Source organism: Scytonema sp. UIC 10036, from assembly GCF_009725235.1.
Genome location: NZ_WJFC01000015.1, coordinates 69,935 through 85,308 on the forward strand (window position 1 = coordinate 69,935; position 15,374 = coordinate 85,308).

The following is a 15,374-nucleotide window of genomic DNA, read 5'->3' on the forward strand; positions in this document are numbered from 1 at the left end:
GTACCACAACTACCATCAGCTTCCTCTGAACGTCGTAGTCAGTCAAAAATGCATTTATCAGAAGTCATGACAATAGCGATTGCTTTTCATGGTAGTGGATACAAGACTTTCAAAGAATTTTACACACTCCATGTACTCCCTGGTTGGCGTGGAGCATTTCCTCGGCTGGTAGGCTACACAAGATTTGTGGAACTTATGCCTTGGTGCTTAATGCTCTTATGTTGTTTTTTGCATACACGTACAGGAGAAATTACAGGGATTAGTTTTATTGATTCGACTCCAATAAGCGTTTGTCATAACTGTCGGGCACACTCTCATAAAGTTTTTAAAGGATTAGTCAATTGGGGGAAAAATTCTGTGGGGAATGCATTTTGGATTTAAACTACATTTGATTATTAACGACTGTGCGAATCTGTAGCATTTCAACTGACTCCAGGTAATGTAGATGACCGAAAACCAGTGCCAGATATGACTCAAGACTTAATTGGTAAACTGTTTGGAGACCGAGGATATATCTCACAACAGTTATTTGAGGAGTTATATGAGCGAGGTTTACAGTGAGTCCAGCGCTGCAGGCGGGTTTCCCGCCGTAGGCGACTGGCGAACCCGAAGGGTTAGTGACTAAATCGAAGAAGAAGATGAAGAATCGCTTGGTCAAATTGATTGATAAGATTCTCTTACGCAAGCGAGCAGTCCCAACCGTCGGTCAATGACCATCTAAAAAATATATGTCAAATAGAACACTCCCGGCATCGGAGTGAGCAGTGCGGTGCGGGGGTTCCCCCCGTTGAAGCAACTGCGAACCCGAAGGGTCCATTCAACTTTTTGGTCAATTTGTTAGCTGGTTTGGCAGCTTATACCTATTTGCCCAAAAAACCTTCTATTGACATTTACCCAAAAGATTTACCTGCATTGCCTCCTGCTGTTTTTTAGTTCCGTCGAACTCACGTTAACTACAATCTCCTCCCCTATTTCCATATTCTCTGCTTGAGTGTATTACAGAAGATGTTGTTTTACGATCGTAAAAGATTTTTGTATATTCCCTAAGAATGGAAAAAATAATTAATTTGCAAATAGAAAAATTACCAGAAGGCGTTTATTTGGCAACATCTGATGATTTGCAAGGTTTAGTAGCCCAAGGACGAACAGTTGCTGAAACTTTGGATATTGCTCGTGATGTAGCCCGTAAGCTACTGGAAGCACAGACGAAAGAAAATGGAAAAATGTAACTAACTTCGCAAAGCTTCTCTCTTCTCCCTCTGTGTCCTCTGCGCCTCTGCGGTTTATAAAAAACAAAAAAATGGTGGGCTTTAGCCCACCCTACAAAAATCTTTACTGGCGAAGACAGCGCAACTACGAACCTTTTTCTTAGTAATCGAAGTCGCCACCGCCCATACCAGCACCAGCGCCAGCAGGAGCACCATCTTTAGGTTCAGGCTTATCAACTACGATACATTCGGTGGTTAACACCATACCAGCAATGGATGCAGCGTTTTGCAGTGCAGAACGAGTTACCTTAGCTGGGTCAACGATACCAGCATCTAACAAGTTAACAAACTCGTTTTTAGCAGCATCGTAACCGATGTTGAAATCTTTCTCTTTCACGCGCTCAGCAATCACAGCACCATTCTGACCTGCGTTTTCAGCAATCCGCTTCAGAGGAGCTGTCAAAGCACGAGAAACAATTAACGCACCAGTCAACTCTTCACCCTTAAGGTTACCATTTGCCCATTCTTCAAGTTGGGGAGCAAGGTGAGCGAGTGTTGTACCACCGCCAGGAACGATACCTTCTTCAACAGCCGCTTTGGTCGCGTTGATAGCATCTTCCAAGCGCAGTTTCTTGTCTTTCATTTCGGTTTCGGTAGCAGCGCCTACTTTCACAACAGCAACGCCACCTGCTAACTTAGCTAAACGCTCTTGCAGTTTCTCTTTGTCGTAGGAAGATTCGGTTTCTTCGATTTGACGGCGAATCTGATCGATACGAGCTTTAACTGCTGCTTCGTTACCTTCAGCAACAATGGTGGTGTTGTCTTTGGTGATGGTGATGCGGCGTGCTTTACCTAAAGAATCTAGTTTGGTGTTGTCTAGCTTCAAACCAGCATCTTCGGTAACCACTTGACCACCAGTGAGGATGGCAATATCTTCTAACATGGATTTACGGCGATCGCCAAATCCAGGTGCTTTCACTGCTGCTACGTTGAGTACACCACGCAGGCGGTTAACAACCAAGGTTGCTAGTGCTTCTTTCTCAATGTCTTCTGCGATGATGACCAAAGGACGACCTGCACGCGCAACTTGTTCGAGAACGGGTACGAGGTCTTGTACTAAAGCAATCTTCTTGTCGGTTAACAAGATGAAAGGCTCATCGAATACTGCTTCCATCCGTTCGGGATCGGTTGCAAAGTAAGGAGAGATGTAACCTTTGTCAAAGCGCATCCCTTCGGTGATTTCCAATTCGGTGGTCATGGATTTTCCTTCTTCCAAGGAAATCACGCCTTCTTTACCGACTTTATCCATTGCTTCAGCAATCATCTGACCGACTTCTTCGTCGTTACCAGCAGAGATTGAACCGACTTGAGCAATAGCTTTGGAATCTTCTACGGGACGAGCGTGTTCTTTGATTCTGTCTACTAGGAAGCTAGTTGCTTTATCAATACCACGCTTGAGCAGAATGGCGTTTGCACCTGCAGCAACGTTACGCAAGCCTTCTTTAACAATTGCGTGAGCCAGAACGGTCGCAGTAGTGGTACCGTCACCTGCAGCATCGTTAGTTTTGGATGCTGCTTGGCGAATTAGAGACACGCCAGTGTTTTCTACGTGGTCTTCTAATTCAATTTCTTTAGCAATGGTCACACCATCATTGATGATTTGTGGTGCGCCAAATTTCTTTTCTAACACTACGTTGCGACCTTTAGGACCGAGGGTAACAGCTACCGCCTCAGCCAAAATGTCCATGCCTCTTTCTAATGCACGACGAGCGTTTTCGTTGTATATAATGCGCTTTGCCATAGTTGTCAACGATTCTCTACTTTAGTTATTAGCGATTGATAATTGCTAAAAAGCTAGTTGCTAATTGCTAAAAAGCTAATTGTCCTCTTACCATTAGCTATTAGCCATTAGCTATTAGCAGTTAGCTCACGATTGCTAGAATGTCTTTCTCAGAAAGCAGTACATACTCATCAGTACCCAATTTGATGTCGGTACCAGCGTACTTGGAGTAGAGGACTTTGTCTCCTACTTTTACATCCAACGCCTGACGGCTTCCGTCATCTTTGAGTTTGCCATCACCAACTGCAACGACTTCCCCTACTTGGGGCTTTTCTTTTGCAGTGTCAGGTAAGTACAGACCACCTGCGGTCTTTTCTTCCGATGCGCTGACTTTGATGAATACGCGCTCGCCTAGAGGTTTTACTGTAGAAACGCTAAGAGATACTGCTGCCATACCGTGTTCTCAACTTATTAGCACTCTCGACTCCTGAGTGCTAATGTACCGAAAGATGGCATGATATGGCAACATTTTTTGTTGTACGGGTTTCCGAACTTTGCTTTTTGAGGTTTGTTTAAGTATTTATACTCAATTATTCAGAACTTTCAGGTTTTTTTCCGTAGAGAGCGAATATTGGTATATAGGCAAATTGGTTTGCAAAGCTGGGAAATTGATATAGAACAGTAGTCAGGAGCCACGAATTGAGTAACAATACAGTGATTGAATCCGCGATCGAATACCACAAACCAACAAGCCACCACCAGCTACAAAAACCTCTAGGTAATTCTGTAGAAACATTAAGACTGTTAAAAATCACAGCGATACATTTTAAGATTGGCGATCGAACAGTTACTAAATGCCCATACAGAGCAAAAAGCAAGCTTCTTGCAAGTTTTTTGGTTTAGACTGATAATAGAGGATTACTCGGATAAGTTGTGGTATAACACAGCGAACCCTGATGTAATTATGCGGACTATACAAGAAAGCAAAATACAGTAAAAGAATATGCTTTTTTGACCTATTCCTTTGCCCAATACTTCTCTAAATAGTTATGGTGAACTGAATCGTAAGAGCTGAATGTCCTTAAGGATATGACAAAGTAGTACATCTATGAAAGTGCGGTTGCTTATTTTCAAAGGAGCATCTTAGGAGTAACACTTACTTGGTTATTCTGAATAATTATTATTTATTAGGTGTTTTTTAGCCCGCACCATTCAAAGCGATATATAATAACGCATTATGATTACTACTGCTCTCAGTATCCTCACTACACTTTGCCATTGGTACAGTAGTTCGTCAAAAGTCATTTTCCACTTTTGAGACTTTCACTAAACAAAGGCAAGTTAAGTAGGAAAAAGTACAACACCAACCTATTACACTGGAGAGGATTATTATTCAAGACCTTGATGGATCAAGCGCGACAAGTGCCACTGCTATGAAAGAACCCAGCATGAAAGATCACAAACGACTTCTATTAATTGATGATGACCCCAACCTCATTTTGCTGGTGAAGGATTATTTGGAATTCCGGGGTTATGAAGTCATCACCGCCGAAAATGGTCGCGAAGCACTGGAAATTTTGGAGCAGGATATTCCAGACATGATCATTTGTGACGTGATGATGCCGGAAATGGACGGGTACACTTTTGTAGAACAAGTCCGGCAAAACGAACGCACCAGTTGGATTCCCGTTCTCTTCCTTTCAGCTAAGGGACAAAGCGCAGACCGAGTAAAAGGTCTGAATAAAGGTGCTGATGTATACATGGTCAAGCCTTTTGAGCCAGAGGAACTCGTAGCACAGGTAGAATCTTCTCTGAAGCAGACCATTCGCTGGAAAGAACACCAAGCAAAAGGAGGGGAAAATGGTTCTCGCATCCAAGTCCCCTTCGATGTACAGCTGACGCCAACCGAACTGAAAGTTGTTCAATTTGTGGCGCGAGGCTTAGCTAACCGCGAAATCGCTGAAGAATTAAACGTCAGTCAGCGCACAGTTGAAAGCCACGTGTCCAATATGTTGGGCAAAACCAATCTCCACAATCGCACCGAATTAGCGCGGTGGGCGATCGAAAACCAAATGGCGTAAAGGTATTTTAAATTTTAGATTTTAGATTTTGGATTTTGGATTCTTAATCTAAAATCCAAAATCCAGAATCCACGCATTCCATCAAGTTACCAACCGTCTTGACCGACCAATGGTTGATGCTTAATTTCTAAATTCAGCTCTTCCAGATAGGTCAAGGCACTAGCAATTTGGAAAACTGTTCCTCGTAGTTCCAAATCAAAACAGCCTTTTTGCGGTACATCCCCAAGGAGTTGTGCGGTAGCGATATTGACCGTAACTCCGCTGTGAGAAATCAGCTTGGAAATAACGGGCTGTTCGTGCATATCTTTGGGCATATAAACCGTAATACGAGTTTCTGTGCGTCTGTTGTCTCGGAAAGTATTGGTAGTGGTAGATTTACCCTGTTTGACCAAAAGAGCCATAGTAGATTCCCTTGAAGATAGTAGATTTCCCTTGAAAACGATTTGATAGGAGTTGGGCGGTAATAAGCCTTGTACTCCTATTAAATACAGCAATATTACTCTTTCTAACACAATCCAAGGTTTTCTTGAGCGATTGTTTCAAAAAGTATTATTTATTTGTCAGGATAAAATTTTTTATAAAAATTAATTGAACAGAGAAAATACTCTAAGTTGTGTTATCTTAGCGATTTTTAGAAAAGCAATTTTCTCTTTTGGTTTTATTAAGAAAGGCTTCGGATAGGAGCCAGCTATGCTGAAGGGAGTACTGCCTCCTACCTTATTCAATTTTTTAGTGGTTTAGATTCTTAACTTCTTAAAAGATATAGCTGGTCAATGAGGGGTAATACCCCTTATTTAATACTCTGTAGTTTCTCGTTCCTAGCTAAAGGCTGAGAACGAGGTGGGAGGTCAGACACCAATACTTGTCGGTATTGTTTACTGGTCATCGGTCATTGGTCTTGTAAAATAGGAATTTCAATTATAAATTCTGTACCATTACCCAATTCAGATATCAGCTCTAAATTTCCATGATGCTTTTGAATAATTTGATAGCTGATTGCTAACCCCAAACCAGTTCCCTGATTGACGGGCTTAGTTGTGAAAAAAGGTTCAAAAATTTTATTTTGTATATTAGAGTCTATTCCCGGCCCATTATCTTTAATCGTGACTCGAATTGAATTATCATTTACTATTTTTGTTTGAATTGTGATTTGTTTTTGTGCTTGCTCTTTTCTCTCTTGTAATGCATCAATAGCATTGCTAATAATATTCATAAATACTTGATTGAGTTGTGCTGGATAGCACTCAATTAAAGGTAATTTATCAAGATTTTTAACAATTTCGATTCCTTGTTTAATGCGATGATTTAAAATTAATAAAGTACTTTCAATACCTTCATGAATATTGACTAGTTTCTTCTCAGCTTGGTCAAGCCGGGAAAAGTTTCTCAAGGAAAGAACAATTTCACGTATCCGTTCAGTTCCAAATTTCATTGAAGAAATTAGTTTACACAAATCTTCTATCATAAAATCAAGATTAGTAGCTGTGAGTTCCTCTTGAATTTTAGAAGATGGATTGGGATATTCTTCTTGATAAAGTTTAATTAAATTTAACAAAGATTGAACGTAGTTTTCTAAATAATCAAAATTGCCATAGATAAAATTAACAGGATTATTAATTTCGTGCGCTACCCCTGCAACCATTCGACCCAAGCTAGACATTTTTTCTGTTTGAATGAGTTGTACTTGGGTTTTTTGTAATTCCTTTAAGGTATGCTCTAGTTGCTGTGCTTGAAGTTGAGCGGTTACGGTGGCATCAGTGAGTGCCTTAAGATTATTATAGGCTTTTGAATGGTAGCGGATACGGGCTATAAACTCTACTGCATCAGGCAATTTAATAAGGTAATCATTTGCTCCCCGAGCAAAGGCTTCCGCTTTTAGTTCCGGTTCTTCTTTGCTAGAGAGCATAATGATGGGAATATCGCGAGTGACCTGGTGAGACCGAAACCAACGTAGCAACATCAATCCGTCCATTTCTGGCATGACTAGATCGAGGAGAATCACTGTTGGAGAGATTTCCATTGCCGTTTGGATGGCTTGAGTTGGATCGCTAATGTAGTTAAAGGAAATATCTGTTTCTTCTGTCAGAATTCTATGGACTGCTTCACTCACTATCAACTGATCGTCAATCAGTAGAAGTTTGACCGCAGGTGTGTTGGAAGGTAGAACAGATGCAACCTCTTGTGTGCTTTGTCCCTTACTTCTCCTCGTAGTTAAAGGTAAGATTTTGGCAGACACTTGGGGGAGTGCTTGTGCTGGCAAACTCATATCGCCTCTCCTGTTTTTTATCTGTGATTTTTATCACTATAAATATGTGACAATTTACTGATATACTGATTATATTTCAGGAATAAGACAAGCCCTAAATTGTTGCAATTATTGATAAATTATCAGATCTCAACTCATGTTAGAGGTAAATTTTTATAAACAAATTAATACTAAGTATTTTCAGGGCGAAACGAAATTTAAATGTATAATTTTTTACTTAAATTTTATTTTTCATCCTTTCTTTGTAAATGCCTTTTACAAGCATTCGCGATCGCATCCACAGGTAAAATTTCCACTGCGGCTCCCAATTCCACGGCAGCTTTGGGCATACCATAGACAACTGAGGTTTGTTGATTTTGGGCAATAGTATGCCAACCTTTATCTCGCAAGAGTTTTAAGCCTTGAGCGCCATCCCGCCCCATACCCGTTAACAGCACCCCTATTCCATAACCAGTCCAATAATGGGTGACACTTTTAAAGAAAACATCAACGGATGGATGATAAAAACTATCCAGTGGTTGCCTGTCATAAGCAAGAGTCATGTCAGGACGCATGATAAGATGATGATTTTTACCAGCTATGAGAACTATACCCATCTGTGGTAAGGAACCGGGGACGGCAAGCTGTACGGGCATGGGAATTTGCTCGTCTAACCAAGCCGCTAAACCTGGAGCAAACTCGGCATCAATATGCTGAACAACAATAAACGCCGCCTGAAAACCTTTGGGGAATTGAGACAGAATCGTCGCTAATGCTTGAGGACCTCCCGTAGAAGACCCCACAACAATTAAGGGCTTGTTTTGTTGGCTGGTTTGTAGATGATGGTGCGAACTTTTACCAATCAATCTGGAGATGGTCGCAATTTTTTTAAGTAGCCCAGTCCCATCAATTGTTTGCTGACCGTAACTTATAGTAGGGGTATTGATGGCATCTAATGCTCCGTAGCCCATTGCTTCAAAAACCTTGGTAGCGTAACGATTGACACTGGCGGTTACCATGAGAATGGCACAAGGAGATTGATTCATGATGAGCTGCGTGGCTTCCACTCCATCCATATTTGGCATGAGTACATCCATCAAAATTAAGTCTGGAGTATCTACGCTACATTTTGTAACAGCTTCAACACCATCAAAAGCAACCCATGCTACCTCATAATCCGGATGCATGGCGATCGCTTGTCGCAGTGCCTCTACTGCAATAAGCGCATCGTTAACAATGGCAATTCTCACGGGTTAAGCCTCTCCAATCAAGTCAATCACAGACTGTATCAAGGTATCATCATGAAAACTACTTTTGGTAAGGTAGTAATCTGCCCCTGCTTCCAATCCTTGAAGTCGGTCTTCTTCTCTATCTTTATAAGAAACAATAATCACGGGTGTATGCTTTAACTTGGCGTGACTTTTAATTTGGCTTGTCAGTTCAAAGCCATTCATTCGGGGCATATCAATATCTGTAACGACCAAATCGTAATTTCCTCCGCGTATAGCGTTCCAACCATCTACTCCATTGACTGCCACTTCTACTTTGTAACCATTATTTTCTAAGAGTTTGCGCTCCATTTCGCGCACGGTAATGGAATCATCTACTACTAAAATGTGCTTGTATGTTTTGCTGGTTGTTTGATGAGTAGACTGGTTCACTTGGCTAGTTTGCCCGCTAGCGAAGACTTTCGCAATAGAACGTACCAAGTCTTCAACATCAACAATCAACACGGGACAACCATTATCCATCAAAGCAGCTGCACTGACATTAGGGACTTTACCCAAGCGGGAATCTAACGGTCTGACAACCAAACTGCGTTCTCCCAAATATCGATCTATAACCAGTCCGTAGCAATTTGCGCGATCGCCTACCACAATAGCACTGAGTATTTCTGAATTGGCACTAGGCGGTGGTAACTCTAGGATTTGATGTGCTGAGATCAATTCAATTGGGCGATCGTTCATCATAAAAAATGGACGATTTTCTGAAACTGCAATTTCAGACTTAAAAAGGCTGACAACGCGTTCGATACGTGATAGTGGAAAAGCATAGGGTTCGCCTGCAATTTCCACAAGTAGGGCGCGAATGACTGATAGTGTTAATGGTAATTGCATATAAAAAGACATTCCCTGCCCCGGTTGAGAAACAGCCCGCACAGTTCCGCCCACTTCCCGCACCATATTATGAACTACGTTTAGCCCAACTCCCCGTCCCGAAATTTCCGTGACAGTTTTGGCTGTGGAGAATCCAGGTAAAAATAGGAATTCCATTAACTCAACTTCGCTCAGTCGAGCAGCCATTTCTGTATTTGTCAGTTGCTTTCTAATGACTTCTTGCCGCAAAAACTCTACATCTATTCCCCGACCATCATCTGATACGGAGATAAAGAGCATTCCAGCACGATGAGCAACTTCAATCCGAATGGTTGCTTCTTCAGGCTTAAGGGCGGCTAAACGTTCTTCAGGTAACTCAATGCCATGATCGAGTGCGTTCCTGAGCATGTGGGTGAGGGGTGCTTCCAAGCGTTCGAGAATGTCTCGATCGACTAAGGTGGATTTACCAACTATTTCAAGCTTGACTTTTTTACTTAATTGCTTGGCTATATCGCGGATCATTCGGGGAAAGCCTTGCCCACCTTCAGAAAACGGACACATTCGAGTGGCAATGACTTCTCGATAGAGCCGATCTGCAAGGTTGGTCGAACGTTGAGAAAATAACTCTAGTTCGCTGTAGCGATCGCTCAATAGCTGTTGGTATTCGCTGGCTTTTTGACGAACTGCTGTCAATTGCTCGTCAATCTGCCGCTCTAAATGACGGTTTGCTAATAATTCTTGTAACTTCTCCAACGAGTCCGATAGCTCTGTATGACCTGCTTTTAGCTGTAGAAAAGAATCAGCAAATGGTTCCAACCACTTTGCCTCAACCAAGGATTCTCCTGCTAGCCCCATTAAGCGATTGAGATTGTCTGGACCAACTCGCACTCCTTGGTTAGAGGTGGGAGGAGGAGAGGAGGGGGAGATGGGGGGCTTTGGGGTCCCCTCTGGGTTGGGGGGCTTTGGGGGGCTTTGGGGTCCCCTCTGGGGTTGGGGGGCAATGGGGGAGAGGGAGATGGGGTGTAGGAGAGGTTTGGATGTTGGCGATCGCTGTGACGAGCGATCGCATTTTGGTATCTTCTGCTGGTTGCTCGTTGGGATTTGCTGCACAAACATCCGCTATATGCAAGAGTATATCTACTCCTTGCAGTAAAATATCAACGTCAGCCGTTGTGAGGGTAATTTTTTCTGCTTGAGCTGCGGCAAAGCAGTCTTCCATAATATGAGCAAGGGTTACGGCTGCATCAACATGAACAATTCTGGCAGCGCCCTTAATGGAATGAGCAGCCCGCATTAAGGCTGTGAGTTCTTCTTTGGGCTTTGGTTTACCCTCAAGTGCCAACAAGCAATTATTCATGACGGCAACTTGAGCCTTAACTTCCATGCAAAATAAATCTAGCAAGGAAAGATTATTAACATCAGATTCCTCTTTCATGGCATCACCCTTTTGCTGAGAGTATGGAACAGCAATTCGTCATCCAAATAGCTGACACTGCGATCGCGCCACTTTAACAATCCTTTGGTATAGGTATGAGTTGCTTGCGTACCTTTAGGAGTACCGAGCAATTCATCTTGATGACATCGATGTAGCCCATACAATTCATCAACAGCAAATACCCAAACACCACTGCCTGCTTTTTCCACCACAACCATACGCGAATAAACCACAGGGCTTAAAGCTTGAGGAGGGGTATCAGCCATCTCCAGATTCAACAAATGGGTTAAAGAAATACACAATTGCAATTCACCTCGAATACTCACCAAGCCCCGCAAAATTTGGTTGCTACGATAGGGTATTGTATGAATCACGCTAGGTGGAGTTGTTTCTTTAAAGACTTGAGATGGGAGTGCCAACCATTCGCGTTGCAAGCGAAAGATAACAACTGTGAGAGTTTCTGTAGCTAATAAAGCATAAGAAGGAAGATAACTTTGTTCTGAGAATATCTCTGGTTTGTTCTCAGTCTCTGTTCTCGATTCAGCCAATAACTGAGTTCGTTCGCTCCGATAGTTTTCAGGAATCGAACGTTCTAATAAATGACGCCCGGTAGCAGAGTAAACAGGACAATTCCGACAGTGGCTAAAAGCAGTGAGCTTTGGACAGGTACAATCTCCTGCAACACCGATAATGTTCCAACAAAAATCAATATCTGAATCTGATAGGGCAGTAGAATTACTCATAGAGGAGGAACTGGAGACTAGGGATTGGGGAGTAGAGACGCTTCAAACAGCGCGTCTGTACAGAGTACGTAGTACGTAGGGTGAGCAATGCCAAAATATCTTGCCTTTGTTTTAAGGTCAGTTCTGAATTGAATAAAATTCGCTGTGCGGATTCAATTTGAGTTTGTCCTTCTTTAATTTTCCACAAACTATCGAGACTTAATAGATTGTTAGTTGCTAAAGTGTTGATATGGTTTGACAATCGAGAATTTCCGTTCCATCCCGTTAGAGCAACGATTAATACCAGGAAACCCATAAATGAAAAAGAACTCATGAGTCGCCATTGAAAGCTCATGTTTTTTAGCATTGGATTTATGACACCTCCTAGAAAATTAAGTCAAAAAACTGAATGGGTGATGCTGATAAGTTATGGTTCCCAGTTCAAGCAAGAATATTAACTAGTTACAGAAAAAACTACACGGAAACATTTTCGGTCTTGACTTTGAAGTTGCTCATCTCCTGATGCAATCCAAAGGCAACTTGGTTGAGTTGGCTGATAACGTTATTAATTTCGCGCAAAGAATCGCTTGTTTGGATTGAGGTGCTGCTCAACTGTACCATGGCATCGCTGATTTGTTGCGCTCCTTGACATTGGGCTTCCATTCCAGAGTTAACCACTTCAAATCTCGGTGTCAATTCTTGCACTTGCTCAATAATTTGTGCCATTTGTCCGCTAATATTGGCAACATCTTCTACTCCCTGACCGACTTCTTTTGCAAATTTATCCATCTCCATCACACCAGATGAGACAGAGGATTGCATTTGCTTAACCATTTTTTCAATTTCTAAGGTGGCGACAGCTGTTTGGTCTGCCAAACGTCGAATCTCTCTCGCGACTACCGCAAACCCCAAACCATACTCTCCTGCCTTTTCAGCCTCAATGGCAGCATTTAACGATAGCAGATTCGTTTGGTCTGCTACTTTGGTAATCGTCACCACAATATTGTTGATATTATTTGCCTTTTCACTAATAACTCCAAGGCGAGAGGCAATGATATGAGTTGCTTCTCCCAATTGGCGCATGGTTGTTTCCATACGGAGTAAATCTTTTTGACTGGTATTGGCTGCTGTTGTAGTCCCTTGTGACATGAGTGCCACTTCTTCCATAGTTTTAACTAGTTCCTTGGAAGTGACAGCTATTTCTTTAGCAGTGGCTGCCACTTCGTTAGTAGAAGCAACTTGTTCGGTCATGGTAGCTTCTAATTGTTTACCTGAAGCAGCAATTTGAGTGGCTGAGGTTGTGACTTGAACAGCCGAGCGCTGTACTTGACAAACTAAAGAGTTCAAGTTTTGTGTCATATTTTTAAGTACAACCATTAATTTACCAATTACATCGTTAGAAGATACTTCAACCTGACTTGTTAAATCTCCGTTAGAAACCTTTTCTGCTAAAGTAAACGCATTCTGTAAGGAAAGACTTAACGCTCGACTGGGAATCAAAATTGTGGCTAGTGACACAACCAATACAGTGCTTACAATACAAATAAAAGTTAACCAAGTTACAAAATTCACAAAGGATTGTGCTTGGTTTGCTTTTTTTTGTTGCTTTTCTATTTCCTGGTTTTCTAATTGAGTCAACTCATCTAGCTTTTGTCTGATGGCATCCATAATCTTTTTGCCGCGATCTGAAAGAATCAAATTTAAAGCTTCTTGTTCTCGATTGGCTTTTTTTAAATTGATTGTCTCTTCTAATTCACTTAACTTTTGCTGTGATAAAGCTTCAATTTCATCAATGTTTTTTTGTTGTAAAGTGCGATCGCTCAGTTTAGATTTTAATTCTAAATAAGAGTTGCGCAATTGATTTTTAGCTTTTTTATAAGGCTCTAAATACTCTTCTTTGTTTGTAATAATAAAACCGCGCTGTCCTGTTTCTGCATCAACTAAATTTTTTTCAATCTCTTTTAATTGAGTTTTCAGAGAATGAGTTAACAGTAACGAACTGGATGATGCGATTAAGGAATCATTTGTGGCTTTTGAAACAGAACTAGCAATAGCTGTTAAAATAACGATGATTCCGCAGCCACCTATAACAAATTGATTAATTTTAATACCCTGTCGCATATATTTGTTCTGTTTGACTATTGTTTGTATATTAAGTAAGTGGTTGCCAATAATGATTACAAGTTTGTAGTTACGATGCATGCGCTAAAGCGCTACTACAAACAAATACAAAGATTTTACTTTTCGTTACATAGTTTGGTTTTTTCTTACCAACTTACTTACATATAGTCTTCCCAATATCAAGTCAAATTTTCAATTCGTTCATAAGAGGTTGGAAGACCAGATTCCGTCTTATCTGTGTTAACTTTGAAGCGCGTTATCTCCTGACGCAATCCTTGGGCAACTTGATTGAGTTGAGTAATGGCATTATTGATTTCGCGCAAAGAATCTGTTGTTTGGATTGAGGTACTACTTAACTGCACCATAGCATCGCTGATTTGTTGCGCCCCTTGAGATTGTGCTTCCATTCCAGAGTTAACCACTTCAAATCTCGGTGTCAGTTCTTGCAGTTGCTCAATAATGTGTGCCATTTGCCCGCTAATATTGGCAACATCTTCCACTCCCTGACCGACTTATTTTGCAAATTTATCCATCTCCATCACACCAGATGATACAGAGGATTGCATTTGCTTGACCATTTTTTCAATTTCCAAGTTAGCGACAGCTATTTGGTCTGCCAAACGTCGAATCTCTCTCGCAACTACTGCAAATCCCAAACCGTACTCTCCGGCTTTTTCTGCTTCAATGGCTGCATTTAAGGACAGCAGATTAGTTTGGTCTGCTACTTTCGTAATTGTTACCACAATATTGTTAATATTATTTGCCTTTTCACTAATAACTCCAAGGCGAGAGGCAATGATATGAGTTGCTTCTCCTAACTGACGCATGGTGGTTTCCATGCGGAGCAAATCTTTTTGGCTGCTGCTGGTTGCTGCGGTTGTAGCTTGCGACATGAGTGCTAATTCTTCCATGGTTTTAACCAATTCCCTAAGAAAAAGCGTTTTCTAAAGAACGGCTTAATGCACGACTGGGAATAAAAATAATGGCTAGTGAAACAACTATAACGGTAATGATAATACACAGAAAACCGCTCCAAGTGACTAAGTTACTAAAAGCTCTTAAGTTTTCTACGTTCTCCTGCTGCTTTCTTAAAGCTTTATCTTCTAATGAAATCATTTCACCTAACTTATTTCTGATTTCATCCATGATTCTTTTGCCTCGAGCGTAAAGAACTGTATCAGAGGCTTCTTTATCTTTACCAGCTTTCTTAAGAGCGATCGTATTTTCTAAGCTATTTAATCTTCGTTGAGATAAATTTTCAACATCTACCAGCAATTTAACTTTTTCTGGATATTGAAGAATTTCATTTTTTAACCGTAAAAACTCATCGTCTAATTTTTGTTTGGCATTATTGTAAGGTTGGAAATGTGCTTCTTCATTTGTGATGATAAATCCCCTTTGTCCTGTTTCAGCATCCACTAAAGGTTTTTCTAAATCTCTTAATTGTGATTTAATCGAATAAGTATGAATAACTACGTTGGTAGATTCGACTAAAGAATTATCCGTTGATTTAGACACAAAACTAGCGATCGCCGTTAAAACAACTATGACTCCACAGCCACCCAATAAAAATTGATTAATTCCCATTCCTTGTCGCATATTTTATACCATATTATTTTGAATAAATCGCCAGTCTGCATTCCTAGCCATAAGCTAGGAACGAGAGAGGAAAAAAGGGCATTTATC

At 41.2% G+C, this 15,374-nt stretch carries 13 protein-coding genes and 2 pseudogenes; 4 read left to right on the forward strand and 11 right to left on the reverse strand.

Annotated features, from left to right (window positions below; translation table 11 throughout):
* Positions 1 to 66: 66 nt before the first annotated feature.
* Both F7734_RS63245 and F7734_RS09605 read left to right on the forward strand, forming a co-directional pair.
* A pseudogene (locus F7734_RS63245) lies at positions 67 to 561 on the forward strand (transposase).
* A gap of 488 nt (positions 562 to 1,049) precedes the next feature.
* Entirely contained in the window at positions 1,050 to 1,229 is a 180-nt protein-coding gene (locus F7734_RS09605) for a type II toxin-antitoxin system HicB family antitoxin (RefSeq protein WP_155744450.1), read from the forward strand.
* A 139-nt stretch (positions 1,230 to 1,368) separates the two neighbouring features.
* Here the strand turns inward: F7734_RS09605 and groL are convergent, their stop codons facing one another.
* Positions 1,369 to 3,009, reverse strand: a complete 1,641-nt coding sequence (groL, locus tag F7734_RS09610) for a chaperonin GroEL (protein ID WP_155744451.1) — start codon at positions 3,007 to 3,009, stop codon at positions 1,369 to 1,371.
* A gap of 121 nt (positions 3,010 to 3,130) precedes the next feature.
* Complete coding sequence (groES, locus tag F7734_RS09615; protein ID WP_155744452.1) at positions 3,131 to 3,442, reverse strand: co-chaperone GroES; 312 nt, start codon at positions 3,440 to 3,442, stop codon at positions 3,131 to 3,133.
* Positions 3,443 to 3,687: 245 nt separating this feature from the next.
* Here groES and F7734_RS09620 point away from each other — a divergent pair, with 245 nt between their 5' ends.
* Both F7734_RS09620 and F7734_RS09625 read left to right on the forward strand, forming a co-directional pair.
* On the forward strand, positions 3,688 to 3,891 hold the full coding sequence (locus F7734_RS09620) for a hypothetical protein (RefSeq protein WP_155744453.1): 204 nt from the start codon (positions 3,688 to 3,690) through the stop codon (positions 3,889 to 3,891).
* 530 nt (positions 3,892 to 4,421) lie between these two features.
* Entirely contained in the window at positions 4,422 to 5,069 is a 648-nt protein-coding gene (locus tag F7734_RS09625) for a response regulator transcription factor (RefSeq protein ID WP_017740397.1), read from the forward strand.
* A gap of 86 nt (positions 5,070 to 5,155) precedes the next feature.
* Here F7734_RS09625 and F7734_RS09630 read toward each other — a convergent pair whose 3' ends face one another.
* The 9 genes and pseudogenes from F7734_RS09630 to F7734_RS09670 all read right to left on the reverse strand — a co-directional run bounded on the left by F7734_RS09630 (position 5,156) and on the right by F7734_RS09670 (position 15,287).
* The gene (locus tag F7734_RS09630) at positions 5,156 to 5,470 is read right to left on the reverse strand and encodes an NIL domain-containing protein (RefSeq protein ID WP_155744454.1); all 315 of its coding nucleotides are present in this window, start codon (positions 5,468 to 5,470) and stop codon (positions 5,156 to 5,158) included.
* A gap of 488 nt (positions 5,471 to 5,958) precedes the next feature.
* The gene (locus F7734_RS09635) at positions 5,959 to 7,335 is read right to left on the reverse strand and encodes an ATP-binding protein (protein WP_155744455.1); all 1,377 of its coding nucleotides are present in this window, start codon (positions 7,333 to 7,335) and stop codon (positions 5,959 to 5,961) included.
* A 224-nt stretch (positions 7,336 to 7,559) separates the two neighbouring features.
* On the reverse strand, positions 7,560 to 8,564 hold the full coding sequence (locus F7734_RS09640; RefSeq protein ID WP_166481824.1) for a chemotaxis response regulator protein-glutamate methylesterase: 1,005 nt from the start codon (positions 8,562 to 8,564) through the stop codon (positions 7,560 to 7,562).
* Between the two features lie 3 nt (positions 8,565 to 8,567).
* The gene (locus F7734_RS63250; protein WP_166481813.1) at positions 8,568 to 10,298 is read right to left on the reverse strand and encodes a hybrid sensor histidine kinase/response regulator; all 1,731 of its coding nucleotides are present in this window, start codon (positions 10,296 to 10,298) and stop codon (positions 8,568 to 8,570) included.
* Positions 10,299 to 10,305: 7 nt separating this feature from the next.
* Entirely contained in the window at positions 10,306 to 10,845 is a 540-nt protein-coding gene (locus F7734_RS09650) for an Hpt domain-containing protein (RefSeq protein WP_155744457.1), read from the reverse strand.
* Positions 10,842 to 11,588 (reverse strand): chemotaxis protein CheW, encoded by a 747-nt coding sequence (locus F7734_RS09655; protein WP_155744458.1) that lies wholly within the window; start codon positions 11,586 to 11,588, stop codon positions 10,842 to 10,844. The genes F7734_RS09650 and F7734_RS09655 overlap by 4 nt, the downstream gene beginning before the upstream one ends.
* Positions 11,581 to 11,934 carry a hypothetical protein gene (locus tag F7734_RS09660; RefSeq protein ID WP_155744459.1) on the reverse strand — a complete coding sequence of 118 codons (354 nt, stop codon included), beginning with the start codon at positions 11,932 to 11,934 and terminating at the stop codon, positions 11,581 to 11,583. Before F7734_RS09660 ends, F7734_RS09655 begins: the two co-directional genes overlap by 8 nt.
* A gap of 107 nt (positions 11,935 to 12,041) precedes the next feature.
* The gene (locus F7734_RS09665) at positions 12,042 to 13,688 is read right to left on the reverse strand and encodes a CHASE3 domain-containing protein (RefSeq protein ID WP_155744460.1); all 1,647 of its coding nucleotides are present in this window, start codon (positions 13,686 to 13,688) and stop codon (positions 12,042 to 12,044) included.
* A 179-nt stretch (positions 13,689 to 13,867) separates the two neighbouring features.
* Positions 13,868 to 15,287 (reverse strand): annotated as a pseudogene (locus tag F7734_RS09670) (methyl-accepting chemotaxis protein).
* Positions 15,288 to 15,374 lie beyond the last annotated feature (87 nt).